The sequence below is a fragment of the Maribacter zhoushanensis genome (assembly GCF_029350975.1).
Classification (GTDB): Bacteria; Bacteroidota; Bacteroidia; order Flavobacteriales; family Flavobacteriaceae; genus Maribacter; species Maribacter zhoushanensis.
Genome location: NZ_JARKMR010000004.1, coordinates 144,854 through 163,428, shown reverse-complemented (window position 1 = coordinate 163,428; position 18,575 = coordinate 144,854). Strand labels below are relative to the sequence as shown.

The window sequence follows — 18,575 nt, the reverse complement described above, 5'->3', positions numbered from 1 at the left end:
GTTAAACACAAAGATATGTAGTAAAAATAGTCAGCGGATTACCTAATAAAATCATTAATCGCTGAATCGCAAAATTACTAGATAAGAGCCTATATATACCATTAATTTTTAATTGATTATCAACAAAAAAGGTCAAGAACAACGTTCTTGACCTTCAACTACTTCTTATGTAAAAAGTTGTTATTTCTTACCAATTTGGTAATATGTAAACCCTTTTTCAGGCATATTTAATGCTGTATATTGATTTCTACCGTCAAAAATAATAGGTTGGTTCAATCTTATTTTTAACTCTTCGAAATCCGGAGATCTAAATTCTTTCCACTCCGTTAATAATAACATCGCATCAGCATCTTTTAGCGTATCGTATTTAGAATCAAAATACGTTACGTTTTCCACATCTTTTAAATAAAAGCTCTGAGCTTCATGCATCGCCTTTGGGTCGTAAGCATTAACGGTTGCGCCTCTTTTTACTAATTCTTTAATAATGTAAATGGCCGGAGCTTCTCGCATGTCATCAGTTTCTGGTTTAAAAGCAAGACCCCATATAGCAAAAGATTTTCCGGTAAGGTCTTCTCCAAAATGACTAACCACTTTATTTGCAATAACAAATTTTTGGTCATTGTTCACCTTTTCAACGGCATCTATAAGTCTAGGTGTATAGCCATGTTGTTGTGCAGAACGTTTTAAGGCTTTTACATCTTTTGGAAAACATGATCCACCGTAACCACTACCTGGGTATATGAAACTATAGCCAATTCTGCTATCTGATCCAATACCAACTCTAACTTTATTTACATCTGCACCTACCAATTCACATATATTGGCAACCTCGTTCATAAATGAAATTTTAGTTGCAAGCATAGCATTTGCCACATATTTGGTCATTTCTGCAGAACGTACATCCATAGAAATCATTCTATTTTGTGTTCTAAAGAATGGCGCGTATAAAGTTCTCATTTGCTCTTCGGTCTCAGGAGTTTCTACCCCGATCACCACCCTGTCCGGCTTCATAAAGTCATTTATGGCATCACCTTCTTTTAAGAATTCTGGGTTAGATACCACTTCAAAAGGAATGTCTACTCCGCGTAAGGCCAAACGTTCTTGAATTTTAGCTTTTACTTTGTCCGCTGTACCCACGGGTACCGTAGATTTATCCACAATGATCAGCTTTTGCTGCATATGGTCACCTATGTCTGATGCAACTTGTAATACATATTGTAAATCTGCCGCACCATCTTCACCCATTGGCGTACCAACGGCAATAAATGCTATATCACATTTTTTAAGTGTTTTGGCTAGGTCTGTGCTAAAATGTAGTGTTTTGTTTTCAAAATTTCTCAACACCATTTGGGTAAGACCTGGCTCATATATAGGTATAATACCTTTCTCTAGGTTCGTGATCTTTTTTTCGTCTATATCTACGCAGGTAACCGTGTTTCCCATTTCAGCAAAACACGTTCCGCTAACTAGACCTACATATCCTGTTCCTATTACTGTTAAATTCATTTGGTAATTTTATTTTCTGGCGATAAAGTTAATATCTATATTTTGAATATTGAAAAATATATCGTTTTATGGATTTATAATCGTGCTGTGTAACCACTTGTTAGTTTGCCTTTTATATCATAAACCAATGTGCTCTCCTTTTTAAAACTAGATAAGTCCTCTTTTAAAAACTTATCATGAGCTACGGCCAATACAATGACATCATATGTATCCGTAGGTCTTTGCTGTGTTGTAATTAATCCGTATTCATGTTCTACTTCTTCTGGGTCTGCCCAAGGGTCATATATAGTGGTGTTTACCCTATAATCGTTCAAATTTTTTACCATATCAATAACCTTTGTGTTTCTGATATCCGGGCAATCTTCTTTAAACGTTACGCCTAGTATCAAAACTTTAGCATCTTTGACCTGTAAGTCGTGCTTTAGCATTAGCTTAATGATTTGCAGACTAACATACTCGCCCATACCATCGTTAATTCTTCTGCCGGCCAAGATCAGATCTGGGTTGTACCCATTTTCTTGCGCTTTTTGAGCTAAATAATAAGGGTCTACACCTATACAGTGACCACCAACTAGACCTGGTTTAAACGGTAAAAAATTCCATTTCGTACCTGCTGCCGCTAAAACATCATTTGTATCAATATCCAACAGTCCAAAAATTTTGGCCAGTTCATTCATGAAAGCGATATTAATATCCCTTTGGGTATTTTCAATGACCTTGGAGGCTTCCGCAACTTTAATAGTAGGAGCAAGGTGAGTGCCCGCCGTAATTACAGATTTATATAACTCATCTACCTTTTTACCGATTTCCGGAGTAGATCCCGACGTTACTTTTAAAATCTTCTCTACCGTATGCTTTTTATCTCCCGGATTTATGCGTTCTGGAGAATAACCTGCATAAAAGTCCTTGTTGAAGACCATATTACTTGTTTGCTCTATAACAGGAATACATACTTCTTCCGTGGCACCGGGGTATACCGTTGATTCATATATTACGATATCTCCCTTTTTTATAATTTTACCTACCGCTTCACTGGCTTTGATCAATGGCGTAAAAACTGGTCTTTTTGTGTCGTCAACCGGGGTAGGTACCGTAATAATATAATAAGTGCAATCAGCCAGGTCATTAATTGAGGTTGTGCAAATTAACCCCTTCTCTTTTTGGTTTAAATCCGTTGTTAAAACTTCTTCAAGGTCTAAATCTGAAAGTTCAAGAGTAGTATCCTTTCCTGATCTTATTTCATCAACTCTTTTTTGACTTATATCATAACCTACAACTCTGTACTTTTTTGCAAATAGGGCAGCCAATGGAAGTCCTACATATCCTAATCCTATAATTCCTATTTTCATTCCTTAGTTTTATATAAATGTTCTGTTCTTTGTTTCTTTCTTACTTTATAATTAAAACTGGGGAACTTTAAATTTATAGAACGTTATAAGGGTTTAAAGAAACTCGTATACCACTTTGCAAATTGATGAATGCCAAATTCAATATCTATTGCAGGTAGGTAATTGTAATTTTCTTTTAACTCCTCAATATCCGTCCAGGTTTTATAAACATCTCCATCTTGCATGGGTAACATGTTATAAGTTGCTTTTTTATTCAATTCCTTTTCTAGTATAGCAATAAAATCCATCAGTTTAACCGGTTTGCCATTTCCAATATTATATATGGCATTATTGCTGTTTTCTGAATTGCTTATAAAACCTTTTTCTACTATTTTATTGATTCCACCAATGATATCATCTATATAAGTGAAATCCCTTTCAAGCTGCCCATTGTTGAATACTGGGATACTTTCATTTTTTAAAATAGCTTTCGTAAATTTAAAGTAGGCCATGTCCGGTCTACCCCACGGTCCATATACGGTAAAAAACCTCAATCCGGTTGTCTTAAAGTCATATAAATGACTATAGGTATGAGCCATTAGTTCATTGCTTTTCTTTGTAGCGGCGTATAAACTTACGGGACTATCAGTAAAATCTGATGTTTTAAAAGGGGTAGTAGTGCTATTGCCATATACACTTGAACTACTTGCATATATTAAATGAGGAACTTTAATTGTCTTGCAACCTTCTAGAATATTAAAAAAACCTACAATATTGCTATTTATATATTTATCAGGATGTTCTAGACTGTAGCGTACACCGGCTTGAGCTGCTAGGTTACAAACTATGTCAAATTTATTTGTTTGAAATACATTACTTATCGTAACTGTATCTTCCAAATTACACTTGATGAATTTGAAGTTTTCGTAAGCGGTACTTTGAGTATAATTGTAGTCGTCTTTTATTTTGTCTTCTGGAATACCTAGCTCCAATAACCTTGCAAATTTTAGGTTAACATCGTAATAGTCGTTTATATTATCTAAACCAATTACATGATGACCAGATTTTAGTAAGGAAAGGGATAAATGATAGCCGATAAAGCCAGCAGCGCCAGTTACAAGTATTTTCAAAACCTTTAAATTTTGTGAGATACAAATGTAACTATTGCCGTAATAAAACCCTTTATTACGGCAAGATTAATAGAAGTTAAATGTTTTAATTGGCTTTTATGATTTTCTTATATGTAAATTCATTTGTTTCCACTCTTGTAATTTCAATTAGATAAAGCCCATTGGATAAGAATGAAACATCAATCGCAATCTCTTCAGGATGATCTTCATTAACAATATTTTGAAATACCAATTTGCCATAAGAATCATAAAAACCTAATGCTATAGATTCACTCATGAAATCTGATAAGTTGATATTTAGATTTTCATTACCTACCGGATTAGGGTACACTAAAATATCTTTTAAATCTGCATTGTTAAGTGTTGTATTTGATGCTGTAACAATTATAGTGAGATTGGTAGTAGCTGTTGCCCCTTCTTCATCCGTAACTGTTAATGTTACTTCATAAGTATCTGGTGTAGTAAAGGTATGTGTAGTAGTTATTCCATTACCAGTTGTACCATCACCATAATTCCACACATACGAGCTAATAGCATTATCATCAGACGATCCAGATGCGTCAAAAGTTACAGGCAAAGGTGTCTCACCATTTAATGGGTCGGCAGTTGCCAATGCTGTTGGTGCTATATTGGTAGGTTGACTGCTAGTGACAACAATTTCAAGGTCAACAGTATCGGTAAGACCTTCTGTATCGGTTACGGTTAAAATTACATTATAAATACCCTCTGTTTCAAATGTGTGTGATGTTTCGATTCCAGTACCTACTGAAGAACCATCACCAAAATTCCATGAATATGAACTGATTTCATTATCATCAGAGGAAGCTGAAGCATCAAATTCAACTAATAATGGAGCTTCTCCGTTCAAGGGCGTAGCCGTAATCATAGCAACAGGAGGGTTGTTTCCTGAGGAGATTTGCGTTACCGTGATATCTATGGTGGCAGTATCCGTAAGTCCTTCCGAATCTACTACTGTTAATGTAGCTATAAAGGTATTTGCGGAGGTATAGGTATGTGAAGGATTTACTCCCGTACCCGTTGTACCATCACCAAAATCCCAAGAATATGAGGCAATGGCATCATCGTCAGAAGACTCCGAGGCATCGAATTCTACCAACAAAGGAGCTTCTCCGTTCATAGGAGTAGCAGTTGTCATGGCAATAGGAGGCGTGTTGCCCGATGAGGGTTGTGTTACGGTAATATCGATGGTGGTAACGTCTGAAAGTCCTTCCGAATCAATTACTGTCAATGTAGCGGTAAATGTATTTATGGACGTGTACGTGTGTGAAGGATTTATACCTGTTCCCGTAGTACCATCGCCAAAATCCCAAGAGTATGAGGCTATCGCATCATCGTCAGAAGATCCAGATGCATCGAATTCAACCAATAAGGGAGCTTCTCCGTTGATAGGTGTAGCCGTCATCATGGCTATAGGAGGTGTGTTTCCCGATACAGGTTGCGTTACGTTTATTTCAATGGTGGTAGAATCAGAAAGCCCTTCCGAGTCAACTACAGTTAATGTGGCAGTAAAATTATTTACAGCGGTATAGGTATGAGAAGGATTTATACCTGTTCCGGTAGTACCATCGCCAAAATCCCAAGAGTATGAGACTATCGCGACATCGTCAGTTGAGCCTGAAGCATCAAATTCAACTAATAGTGGCGCGGTACCCGTCATAGGGCTTGCTGTTGCTGCAGCTATAGGAGCTGAGTTGGTTACAGTACTTGGTGAAACTATAATTTCAATTGTTTCTGTATCCATTAATCCTTCGGCATCGGTAACAGTTAAGATAGCGTCATAAGTACCTTCATCAGTATAAATGTGTGATATTACCGCACCAGTTTCAATTGCAGTACCGTCGCCAAAATTCCATGAATAAGAAAAAATACCATTATCGTCGGTGGATCCAGAACCATCGAAACTCACTTCTAACGGTGCTTCGCCATTTAGTGGCGTTGCATTAGCAACAGCAGTTGGTGCATTGTTCAATGGTGCTTCTACCGTTATTAAAATGTTTTCAGTGTCCATTAAACCAGCCGAATCTGTTATAGTTAGTTTTGCAGTAAAATTACCAACCAAGGTATAAGTATGGGTCGAAGTTATTCCAGAACCCATTGTTCCATCTCCATAATCCCAGGCATAAGAGACGATGGCATTGTCTCCAGAGGAACCAGATGCGTCGAATGATACATCTAATGGTGTATCTCCTGTTTGAGGTGTCGCAACTATATTAGCAATAGGTGCACCACTAGAAATGATTTCAATTGCTTCGGTATCCGTACCGCCGTCATTAGCGGTAATAGTTAAAACTACATTGTATGTTCCAGAATAGATAAAAGTTTTGTCAACATTTACACCTGTGGCAGTTGTACCATCTCCAAAGTCCCAACTGTATGATGCTATACCCGAATCATCAGTGGAATTGGAACCATTAAAATTAACTTCTAATGGAGCACTACCGTTAGTCGGTACAGCAGTTATGGCTGCAACTGGTGGAGTATTTCCACCATTTTGTGATAAATTTATTACAGAAAGGTTGTCGTAAAATACAGTTCCAGGGTTATTTGAAGCGTAATTCGTGTAAAGCCAAATATTTAAGGTAGAAATTCCACTTGGTACAATGAATGAATCTTCAAAATTTGTCCAGCCCGTGCCGAACGTTTGGCTTATAAGTGCGCTATTTGTTTGATTATTTTGATTTACTTCAATTCTAGGTATTCCATCTGTACCATAGGCGTCAAGGGAAACAAGTATCTCATTACCGGCAGCTATGCCTAAAGTTGTTAAATCTAGCTCAATTTCATGTCTAGCATAAAGTTCACCATTATCAACATTTACCAATCTAAGTGCACAGTCCGATCCATTAGTATTATCTGGTGAGCCAACAGCAATTTCAACTTGGCTAGATGTTCCTTTTGGTAGCGTTATAGCACTGTCCTCATTAATCAATTGGTTTGGACAACCGTCCGTTTCATCGATTACTGTTACTTTTAAATCAAAAACCGCTGTACATCCTTGTTCTGTGGTCATTACGAATTGGCCTTGATTTGTTATATCTACCCACCCGTTGTTTCTTTCAGGATTACCATAAGGAAAAACATCAGTGTCTATACGGTACTCGTAACCTGCACTTCCTTCAGAATTGAACGTAGGTCCATTTTCTTGCGGGGTAGTTACGTAATATTGATTACCTGCTGTTATTGCTCTAATGTAAATGTCGCCACCTTCTTGTACCGTTAACGAATTTCCGGTAAGCCAAGTGCCTGTTTCTCCAATGCGGTACTGTGCTATGATATCGCCTTCATTGCAATTAACTACTTCTGGATTGCCTGTATTTATGCCTTGTTGATAGTATTCGTAGATTTCAGTCTCTCCAAGCACTTTGTTAAATACTTTTAGCTCATCTATTTTACCGTTAATCTCATCAGTAATGCCACTGCCGTTTGCATAACTAGGTAAATTTGCAGCTGACCTTTCATCGTAAAAACCTGAAGATGTAAAGTGTGACTGAAGGCTGCCATCATCTTTAAAAGGAATTGTACCGCTAAGTTCTTTCCAAGAAATTAATTTGCCATTAGCATAGAGTTTTGCAGTTCTTCCATCATAGGTAGCTGCCATATGTACCCAAGTGTCCATAGGGGCACGACCGGCATAAAGATCCACAGGACCGTTATTGGTTACAAATGCCCATTTGTACATAGTATTATGAAATCCGAAAAATAGGGTACTTACATAATCGTGACTAAACAGTCCAACGTTAGCAACCTTTCCGGTATCAGGTATTGTACTTCCTGCAGAATTTCTATACGCCCATGCCATTACGGTTATTTGGTCGTCCAAGGTTTGTAAAGAAGGGGAGCTAGGGATATCTATGAGAGCATTGCTACTATGCTCAAGCCCATTAAATTCTATAGCACCATCTATAATTCCTGTTGTCCAATTGTAATTACCGCCATTTGTTATAATATTTCCGTTATCATCATGCTCAACAATGTTAGCGTTGTTATTGTAAGAACTTGCGTCTGTTGCTGTGGAACCACTATTTTCATCGAACTTCATGTCTACCACCAAATTCGTATTTGTTATTTGTAATGGCTCAGCAGTACCTATTCTTAGCGTTCTTGAAACACTAGGAGTGCCATTTGCGTCAAGAGCAAAGAGCATATAGTAACCTGGAGGTAAAAGATTTCTATCCGGTATTGTTAAATTATGGCTAGTGCCGGGAGTTGTAGCTAAAGGAATTCTTCTTTGTTCATTATTTGTTGAATGGGTAGCTGCGGAGAATCTTACCAAACTAAATGATTCCACTGAAACATCGGTATTTACTTGTAAAACATCCGTATAATCTACTAATGGGTTGTTGTAAGGTCCTGTGCCTAATGTATTGCCCGTAACATTGGTTATAACGGGTCTTGATGCTAAATTGCCGGAACTGTTAAATAGGTATGGAGGGCTGTAGATTTCGGCGCTGAAGTGGTTTTTACAATCCAACGTACCGTCACAAAGTCCACCACCACCAATGAATACACGACCATCGGTCATTAAGATGGCAACGCTATGATATGTCCTTGCCTCTTGCATTGCCGCTACCGTTTCCCAATTTCCTGAACCTCCGCTTGAGGAAGGAGTGTATAGCTCCGCTACATAACGAGCACCTACATCTGTAAAAACGGCGCCTCTATCAAGGCCGCCCGTAACCAAAACTTGACCATTTGGAAGAACCGTGCTGTTGTGCATTGTGCGGCTTTCCGCTAAGGTGCCTGCACTGGTTACTTGAGCTTGGCTTGCATAAGGAACATTTATATCGATAACAAATGAATTGTTTTTAGCAGGTGTGGTTGTAGTAGAACTTTCTCCATAAGAAGTGGCACCACCAACTTTTAAGATTTTTCCAATATCGAACATTACTGTTGTGCCTTTCATGGAGTAAGTATCATCCGCCCTAAATCCGGCTGAGGTAATATCACCGCCTGATACATCTGGGTCTATCCAATGCATCTCTTCGCTAGGACCCGCATGAAATAGTTTGCCATTAGGTGCAGGCCATAACCAAACGTGGTTGTCGACCCTGTATAAAGGGTTAGTCTGCGTTTCAAGACCAAGGTCATTGGCAGTATAGATGTCCTCTCCTGTAATATTAGGAAGATTTATCCACCCTGATTCCGGTGTCCATAATTCCGCTGCTTTACCTCCATTGTTACCAGCTCCTCCACTCCAAGAACCACCAACTGTAAAAACAGCGCCATTTGATAGTGTAGTATTGCCCTGATAGCCTCGTGGAATATTCATGTCCGCAGCACGAGACCAAACACCTGTTAACGGGTCATAAATACTTGTGCGTTCACTAGTAGTACCACCTGCCGATAAAATACGGCCATCGGCAAGGTTGTTTATTCCGGGACAGAACATGTCATGATCTGTTTGTGTTACCTTTTCACCAAGAGCTTGACCAAGTCCGCCATTAGCATTAGGGTCAAAAAGCTCCGTATACGTCATACCATCACCAATCTCAATAAAAGTATTGCGGAATTGAGATGACCAGGTTATTAATCTTCCGTCAGGTAGGTTTGCCACGGCAACAGGTACAATCCCAAATGGAATAGGGTCTCCCCATTCACCAACTTCTCCTCGTGTTTGTGATTGCATTGTTGAGCTACAACACAAAACAAATATTAATATATATAAATTGTAAAATTGTATGCGCTTCATTTTTTTAGTAGAATCTAATATAGTTACATTCCGGGGACACTTTTGTTATAACAAAGATACTTTTGTATATACGAATTGAACGAACAAAACGCTGAAATCCATCAAATTGTCGATTAAGTACGTCAGTCTTTTTTAGTCCGCTTAAGTAGAAAAAACTTACTTGTCACTTTTATGAAATATAGTTGGAGAATATTCGTTTATAGAATGGATTTAGTAAATTTGCCTGATTGTCAGTAATTAAAGCAAAGTTATTAATGGTAGTACCTTGTTATTTTCTAACCTATCAATCTGTTAGACGATGATAAATGCGAATTAAACGAATTTAAATAGGTTTTTTTTATTTTGAAATAATCCCATTTTATATTCGTATTCCACAAGTCCAATAAAAAACAACATAATGACCTACTTTAACTTATCTAATAATATAAATCGATTTGCATCTAAATGGATAGTTCTTGCTATTGACATTTTAATGATCGGTATTTGTTTTATATTATCTTATTGTATAAGATTTAATTTGACATTCAACTTTGACGTTAATCAATTATTGATTCAATTACCGGTAGTTTGCTTGATTACGGCAATTTCATTTTTAATCATTGGTTCCTACAAAGGTGTTATAAGACATACAGGTGTACGTGATGTCTATAATATATTTAATGCCGTTTGTTTGTCAAGTATTTTGTTGATAACCATGGTGTTGATCAATAAGGAGCTGAACATTTTTGAAAACTTCACCATACCTCTTTCCATTATAATTATATATAGTTTACTTTCTTTTATAGGTTTAACGGCTTCACGTTTTGCATTTAAGTCTATGTACAATGCCGTATTGACCAAGGACATAAAATCTCACAAGAATGTGATTATTTATGGTGCAGGGGAGTCTGGTATCTTAACACACAATGCTTTGACCCAGAATACGGTAAACAAGGTTAGAGTTTTAGGTTACATTGATAATGATAATAAAAAGGTTGGTAAGCAGATAAACGGAATTGATGTTTTTAGTAGAAGAATTCTAACGGAGGAATTCATATTGAAAAATAACATCAGTGAAATTATTTTTTCCATCAATAAAGGAATCTCACAAAAGAAATTAAGGATTTTGGTTGAGAGATTGGTTGATTATCCCGTTAAGGTTAAAATAGTTCCACCTGTTGAAGATTGGATAAATGGAGAGCTTAAAGTATCACAAATTAAGCAAGTGCAAATTGAAGATCTTCTGGATAGGGCACAGATCAATATAGATAACAGTAAAATAGCCAATGAGCTTAAAGACAAAACCGTTTTGGTTACAGGTGGTGCAGGATCTATTGGTAGCGAGCTGGTTAGACAAATTTGTACCTACGATTATAAGTCGTTAATTGTAATTGATCAAGCTGAATCTGCGCTTTATGATTTGCAACAGGAGCTAAAACAAAATGGCTTTCATAATTTTATTCCTATTGTAGGCGATGTTAGGGATAAAAATAGATTGAATTCAATTTTTGAAGAACATAAACCGAATATGGTATTTCATGCCGCAGCATATAAGCATGTGCCGTTAATGGAGTACAATTCTTATGAGGCTATAAAAATAAATATTGCCGGAACAAAAAATATTTCTGACCTGTCTATCATGCATGGAGTGGAGAAATTCGTTTTTGTATCTACGGACAAGGCGGTGAATCCAACTAATGTGATGGGAGCTAGTAAGAGAATTGCCGAAATGTATATTAGCTGTATGCAACAAGAAGGCAAAACAAAATTTATTACCACCAGATTCGGTAATGTTCTAGGATCTAACGGATCGGTAATTCCATTATTTAGAAAACAAATTGAAAAGGGTGGTCCAATTACGCTTACACATAAAGATGTTACAAGATACTTTATGACCATACCTGAGGCTTCCCAATTAGTTCTTGAAGCTGGTTCAATGGGGCAAGGAGGAGAAATTTTTATCTTTGATATGGGAGAATCTGTTAAGATTTTTGATTTAGCCAAAAATATGATCAAATTATCTGGGCTGAACTACCCTGAAGATATTGATATTAAGATTACTGGATTAAGACCGGGCGAAAAATTATATGAAGAACTTTTGGCCAATGGAGAAAGTACGATGCCAACATATCATAAAAAAATAAAAATTAGTAAGGTAAGAGCTTTGGATTATCCATTAATTAGAACTAGAATTGATGAACTATGTATTACCAATATGTTCTTTGCGGGAGATCCAGTGGTTCTAATGAAGAAAATAGTACCAGAGTTCGTGTCAAATAATTCAGAATTATGTAAGCATGATGATGCGAACAAAACTAATGAAGAAATGGCGCCATCATTAAAAATCGTAAAATCTTAAATAGTTAATCAACCTTTTTATTATACAATCTAGACATGATCAGAAAATCAGTAGTTAAACTTTGCAGTTTATTTATCATTAGTTCTTTACTTTTAGTTTCTTGTGCATCTAAAAAAGATGTCGTTTATTTTCAAAATGCCGGTGATTATGAGACGATAGTTTCAGATAATTCACACACCAATAAGTTTAAGATAGATGATGTGATCAGTATAAATGTTTCTACTTTAGATCCACAGGCCAGTATGCCCTTTAATCTTTTTAAAGGTGCTGAAGAAGGTGGTATTCGTCCGGAGCAATTAGATTATATTATTGATAAAAATGGAGATATTGATTTCCCTGTACTTGGAGCTATAAAAATTGTTGGTCTTTCTCCTGAAGAAACAAAACAACTATTGACTGAAAAATTAAGTAATTATTTAAAGGATCCTATCATCAATATTAGATTAAAGAACTTTACCATATCTGTTTTAGGAGAGGTGGCCAGACCTGGTACATATCCTGTTAATGGAGAACAGATTACTGTATTGGAAGCTATTGGATTGGCAGGAGATTTGACAATTAAGGGTATACGCCAAAACGTTATGGTAATAAGAGATTTTAACGGTACGAAGGTTTATACCAGAATAGATTTGACACAAAAAGAATCTTTGAACTCACCGGTTTATTACTTGACCCAAAATGATATTGTTTACGTTGAACCAAATAAATCTGCAATTACTTCTTCTGCATTGGATAATCGTGCATCAATTTGGGTGTCTATAGCATCTGTACTGATTACATCTACAGTCTTGGTACTAACTAGGTAATAATATTACTTTTTAATTTTATGGAAAAAAATAAAAGAATTTCTCTAGGAGATAGTTCTGATCTGTCAGACCTGATTAAAGGATATTCTAAACATTGGAAATGGTTTTTATTATCGGCCATTTTCTTTTTAATGCTTGGGGTTTTGTATTTACGTTATGCAACACCTAAATACAAGGCGGCTGCAAAAATTCAAATTCTTGAGGATAAATCTGCTTCGTCAGAATTATCGGTATTTTCAGATTTAGATTTTTTAGGTAAAGGTCAAAATAATGTTGAAGATGAACTGGAAATTTTAGGATCTCGTTCAAATTTGGTCGAAGTTGTAGATAATCTAGATTTGAACGTTGTTCTAACCGAGTTGGGTAATGTAAAGAGTAGGGAAATATACTCGAATAAGCCATTTAAGGTTAATTTTTTAGAAAATGATTCTATTGTAAATAACTCTAAATTAGAGTTTTTTGTAGAAATCTCAAATTCAACAACATTCGGTTTCAGCTTGGATAGAGATACGCCTTCTAAAATTTACTCTTATGGAAAAAATATTCCAACGGAGATTGGGGATATTGTAATTACGCCTAATTTACCTTATTTCAATAATTATAAGGATAGCCAGATAAAAGTTTCTGTAAATCCTTTGTATGTTGTTGCCGAAGGGTATCAGGAAAGAATAGTAGTGAATCCTGCTACCGAGTTCTCAAATATTCTCAATATTTCTTTAGAGGATGCAAATCAAGAAAAAGCAAAAGATATATTAAATAACTTAATTGCAACATATAACAACAATGCCATAATTGATAAAAAGGCAATAGCGGATAAAACCTCTACTTTTATCAATGAAAGAATTAAGGAAATTTCTTCCAACTTAACTACTGTTGATCAAACTGCACAAGATTTTAAAACGTCTAAAGGTGTAACCGATATACAAGGAGAGGCTAACATAGCTTTAAACGTTGGGGCGGCCAATAGACAAGAATTGGAAAATGCCAAAACCCAGTTGAATATAGCTAGTGGAATGAAAGATTATGTCAATTCCGAAACTGGCTATGAAGTATTGCCATCAAATGTTGGTTTATCTGACCCAACCATAGCAAATACCACGGCTAAGTACAATGAGTTGGTTTTGGAAAGAAATAGATTGCTTAAAAGTGCCGATGAACAAAACCCGATGATTGTTAACCTAGATCAACAATTAGATGGTTTAAAGCAAAGTATGCAGTCTAGTTTAAACGGTATGGAGCGGAATTTGGGTCTTCAAGTAAATAGTTTGTCGAGCCAGATGTCTAGAATTAACTCTAAAATATATTCGGCACCTAAAAATGAAAGAGAATTTCGAGATATTACTAGACAGCAACAAACTACAGAATCTCTTTATTTGTATTTATTACAAAAAAGAGAGGAGTCTCAAGTTACTTTTGCATCTAGTTCACCGAAGTCAAAGGTTATCGATTACGCCTATCAGGTGGGCGATGCGCCAGTTTCTCCACAGCGGCCTAAAGTATATTTAGCATTTTTGTTTGTAGGTTTATTATTGCCTTTTTCTGTAATATATGCCAACCAATTGATGGATAATAAGATCCATAACAAGATATCATTGGAAAAACTAATCAATGAAGTTCCTATTTTGGCTGAACTTCCTAAGATGGGGCGTAAAGAAGAAATGTTAATTAAGACTGATGATCGTTCAGTACTAAGCGAGTCTCTAAGAATATTAAGAACAAACTTAGATTATTTAATAAAGTCTAAAAGTGACAAAAAGAACAATGTTATTTTTGTGACCTCTAGTGTGCCTGGTGAGGGTAAAACATTTATATCTTCTAACTTATCAATGATTTTTGCCAATACTAATAAAAAGGTTTTATTAATTGGTGGAGATGTTAGAAATCCTAAATTATATACTTACTTCGCACAGAAAGATGTAGATAAAATAGGTGGACGTTCAAGGGGTAATGTTGATATAGGTTTATCTGAGTATCTTCATGATCCCAAGATTCAAACTAAAGATATCATTAACTCCATGTTAGTCCATTCAACTACTTTTGATGTTATTTATTCAGGTAAAATACCACCAAACCCTGCCGAGTTATTAATGGGTGATAGAATGGAAACCTTATTGTCCGAAGTATCTGAAATGTATGATTATGTTATTGTGGATACGGCACCGATAATGGTAGTTACCGATACTATGTTGATAACAGACCTTGCAGATCATATTATATATGTAACTAGAGCTGGGGTTACTGAAACAAAAGTATTGGAGTATCCTATTAACCTATGGGATCAAGGTAAGTTAAAAGGACTGGCATTTGTTGTCAATGATGTAAAAGAATCTAACCTTGGTTATGGTGGTAAATATGGTTATGGCTATGGAAAATCGGTTAAAAAATGGTGGAAGTTTTAATTACGTAAAACCTTGTCAACACTTTTAGTAAACTCAATTAGAATAATTTATATATCCTCGCAGTTCTTCTGCGGGGATTTTTTTTGTTCATCGTGTAATAGTGTAGTTCATCGATAATTTATAATAAAAAAATACAATAATTAAATACTATGCTTTCTTTTGTAATTCCCCGATTATAAAAGAGCAATATGTGTAAATATCATTTAAATTGGGGGCGTTTTTCAATTAGTTTTATCTTCTTATTTTATATTTCCTCTTGTTTTTCACAAGCCTTAAACGAAGTTGGTGAATGGGGCAACCCAATTCCATTTGAAATTGTTCCTGTAGCTGTGGCAAATCTTCCTGATGGTAGATTGTTAACATGGTCTTCCCAGTTTCCTAATACTTTTGATGAAATAGGTGATGGCTATACATATACAGAACTATTTGATCCTAGCGGTAATAATGGATTAGGAAGTGCTTTAGGTATGACCTTGACAGATACGGATCATGATATGTTTTGTCCTGGTATTAATAATCTAGCGGATGGACGTATACTATCTGCCGGTGGTACTACGAGCGAACGTACCAGTATTTACGATCCTAAAACCAATCTTTGGACACGTGCCGCCGACATGAACATTCCACGTGGTTATCAAGGTAATGTTACACTTTCTAATGGAGCGGTATTTACCGTTGGCGGTTCTTGGAGTAATGGTACCGGTAATAATGGTGGTAAAGCAGCTGAACTATGGTCTCCTGAATCTGGATGGATCAATCTTCCTGGCATCACTGGTGAAAGTATCTATAATTCTAATGATCTTAATTTGGAAAGCCAAACAAACCCTTTATATAGGGTAGATAATCATGTATGGCTATGGCCGGCACCTAATGGAAAATTATTTCATGCAGGTCCTAGTGAAGAAATGCATTGGATAGATATAGATGTGCCGGGTGGCTCTATAAGTTCTGCAGGATTTAGGGCAGATGATACATATTCAATGAAAGGGACTACCGTAATGTTCGACATTGGTAAAATTTTAAAAGTTGGTGGTGCCACTTCTTATGGTGAGAGTTACAATAGTACTGCGCCAGCAAAAAATAATTCATATGTTATAGATATAGATGTACCTTATCCTCAATCACCAACGGTTATTAGTGCAGGTCATTTGTCTGAAAGTAGAACAATGCATAATAGTACGGTTTTGCCCAATGGTCAAGTTTTAGTTACTGGTGGTCTTGATAGGGGAGCAGTATTCACGGATGTGGGCGCTCGTCATGTAGCGGAACTCTATACACCGTCTTTAAACGGGGGTTCGGGTACTTGGGAAACCGTTGCGGAGATGCAGGAGGCCAGAACCTATCATAGCGTGGCCATTTTAATGACGGACGGTCGTGTTTTTGTTGGTGGTGGCGGTCTTTGTGATAATCTCCTAAATGGATGTAACAACCATTTTAGTGCCGAGATTTATAGTCCTCCTTATTTATTTGATTCTTCTGGTGATTTAGCTATTAGACCTATTATTTCCGATGCTCCAGAAAGTTCAGATTATAATTCAAACATTACTGTTACGGCAAGTACAGGAATTACGGAGTTTAGTCTTGTTCGGTTTTCTGCTGCTACCCATTCAACAAATAACGAGCAAAGAAGAATTCCGGTTAGTTTTACGGGAAATGGTACTTACAATATAACTATTCCGAACCGAGAGCTGTTGCCTCCAGGATACTACATGCTATTTGGCCTTGACCATAATGGTGTACCAAGCAAAGCCGCTACCATTAAAATTGGTTCCGCCCTTTCATTGGAAATAGCCAATGAAAATTTAATTGTTGATATGCAGTTTGAGGATGTAAGTGGAAGCAATGCATTGGATAGTAGTATATATAGTAACGATGCATCTATTGTTGAATACGATGATCAAGGAAGCCCAGTAGCTAATGCTGGAAATTATAGTTGGACATCTGGCATTATTGGTGGCGCTATCGAATTCAATGGTCTTGAACACAGCAGTAATGCTTTGATCGATATTCCTAGTTCAGCATCTTTACAATCGTTGGATGAACAAATAACGGTTATGGCTTGGGCTTATAGAAATTCTGCCGGTAGTACTATACCCGAAACTGGAAAAGTAGCAAACGTAGGTCTTTTTAGCCATGATTATGTAAGTACCTTATTTTTTGGCTTTCATAACACATTATATAAATGGGCCTTTGTAACCAATAACGGACCGGTAGATCTTTATGCTGGGCGTGCTCCAATGGATACTTGGGTACATATGGCGGCAACCTATGATGGTAACACCGCCAAACTTTATGCGAATGGTAAATTGATTGCATGGAAAGAATTAAGTGGTACCATTCCTTTTAAAGATGATGGAAGCTTACAATCGCATTTTACATCTTCTGGTTTTTATGATGAGAGAATTGCTGCTGAATTGCCAAGCTATGCTAATGGAAGTGGTATAACAGATGAAATAAACGGTAAAATTGATGAGCTTAAAGTCTTCAATAAAGTGTTAGGTGAATCTGAAATAAATGAATATTATCAACAGGGTATCAATACGGGTAATCCAGATGTTGTAATCTGTACTACTGAAGATATCATTGCTCAATATCGTATAGGCATCAATGGTCATTGGCAAACAGGAAATGCATTAAGTATAGAAGAAGGTGTGGATATTTACCTTAGGGCTCAAACTCCAAGCAATCAATATTATATTACTACTCCTCAAGAAAACGGACCTACATTCAATTCTGGAGGTAGTGAAAGCTATGTTTATAAAATAGATACCGGAGTATTTCAAGGGAGCAATCCAAAAAGAAATGACGGTTTAATTGATATTTCTAATCAAGGGCAATTTGTGATGACTACAGCGAATGGTTGTGCTACCGTTTTTGATTTGCAAGTAATTATAGTCGATGAAACAGATGGTTGTTCTAACCAATTGAAAAACGATTCGGCCGGCATCGTCCTGCCCTCCGGGACTATGGTCGGCGGTCCCGATACGGTATCGGGCACCTCGGGTGTCACGAACGGATCTGAGTGTGCGCTGGAGATATCCAACGTTGACGGTGGCCAGCCCTGGGGCCGCTACCGCGTATCGCTGGACCTTGACGTGTTGGGAATAGATGTGGGCGACGAACTATCGGTCTCCTTGGATGCCGAGGGGAGCACTGGAATCCCCAGGATAGAGGTGAACCGCAACAACCAGGCGAACACGGCATTGCTCTCGCATACCTATGGCAGCGGTTGGAACAGTTATAGTGGAACTTTCACGGTCCCTGCGAACCTTACCACGCTTGATATCTGGCTGTTCACGAACTATGCCTCGCAAAACCCGGGAACGGTCTATTACGATAACCTTAGTATCGTGAACCT

General features: G+C 36.9%; 8 protein-coding genes. 4 read left to right on the top strand and 4 right to left on the bottom strand.

Features of this window, described 5'->3' with window-relative positions; genetic code table 11:
* Positions 1-180 precede the first annotated feature (180 nt).
* The 4 genes from PXD56_RS14215 to PXD56_RS14200 form a co-directional block, all read right to left on the bottom strand.
* Positions 181-1,506: a UDP-glucose dehydrogenase family protein gene (locus PXD56_RS14215; RefSeq protein WP_276494004.1), complete on the bottom strand. Its 1,326-nt coding sequence runs from the start codon at positions 1,504-1,506 to the stop codon at positions 181-183.
* A gap of 74 nt (positions 1,507-1,580) precedes the next feature.
* Entirely contained in the window at positions 1,581-2,855 is a 1,275-nt protein-coding gene (locus tag PXD56_RS14210) for a nucleotide sugar dehydrogenase (RefSeq protein WP_276494003.1), read from the bottom strand.
* A gap of 83 nt (positions 2,856-2,938) precedes the next feature.
* Complete coding sequence (locus PXD56_RS14205; protein WP_276494002.1) at positions 2,939-3,964, bottom strand: NAD-dependent epimerase/dehydratase family protein; 1,026 nt, start codon at positions 3,962-3,964, stop codon at positions 2,939-2,941.
* Between the two features lie 85 nt (positions 3,965-4,049).
* Complete coding sequence (locus PXD56_RS14200; RefSeq protein WP_276494001.1) at positions 4,050-9,611, bottom strand: PKD domain-containing protein; 5,562 nt, start codon at positions 9,609-9,611, stop codon at positions 4,050-4,052.
* Between the two features lie 460 nt (positions 9,612-10,071).
* Here PXD56_RS14200 and PXD56_RS14195 point away from each other — a divergent pair, with 460 nt between their 5' ends.
* The 4 genes from PXD56_RS14195 to PXD56_RS14180 form a co-directional block, all read left to right on the top strand.
* A complete protein-coding gene (locus PXD56_RS14195) occupies positions 10,072-12,012 on the top strand; it encodes a polysaccharide biosynthesis protein (RefSeq protein WP_276494000.1) in 1,941 nt (646 codons plus the stop codon).
* Positions 12,013-12,047: 35 nt separating this feature from the next.
* Entirely contained in the window at positions 12,048-12,818 is a 771-nt protein-coding gene (locus tag PXD56_RS14190; protein ID WP_276493999.1) for a polysaccharide biosynthesis/export family protein, read from the top strand.
* A 20-nt stretch (positions 12,819-12,838) separates the two neighbouring features.
* Complete coding sequence (locus tag PXD56_RS14185) at positions 12,839-15,217, top strand: GumC family protein (RefSeq protein ID WP_276493998.1); 2,379 nt, start codon at positions 12,839-12,841, stop codon at positions 15,215-15,217.
* A 188-nt stretch (positions 15,218-15,405) separates the two neighbouring features.
* A partial coding sequence (locus tag PXD56_RS14180; RefSeq protein ID WP_276493997.1) for a galactose oxidase-like domain-containing protein occupies positions 15,406-18,575 on the top strand: 3,170 nt, incomplete at its 3' end.

Coding starts and splice junctions, on each gene's coding strand:
- PXD56_RS14210 (WP_276494003.1), bottom strand. CDS start 2,855: ATGAAAATAGGAATTATAGGATTAGGATATGTAGGACTTCCATTGGCT.
- PXD56_RS14190 (WP_276493999.1), top strand. CDS start 12,048: ATGATCAGAAAATCAGTAGTTAAACTTTGCAGTTTATTTATCATTAGT.
- PXD56_RS14195 (WP_276494000.1), top strand. CDS start 10,072: ATGACCTACTTTAACTTATCTAATAATATAAATCGATTTGCATCTAAA.
- PXD56_RS14215 (WP_276494004.1), bottom strand. CDS start 1,506: ATGAATTTAACAGTAATAGGAACAGGATATGTAGGTCTAGTTAGCGGA.
- PXD56_RS14200 (WP_276494001.1), bottom strand. CDS start 9,611: ATGCAATCACAAACACGAGGAGAAGTTGGTGAATGGGGAGACCCTATT.
- PXD56_RS14185 (WP_276493998.1), top strand. CDS start 12,839: ATGGAAAAAAATAAAAGAATTTCTCTAGGAGATAGTTCTGATCTGTCA.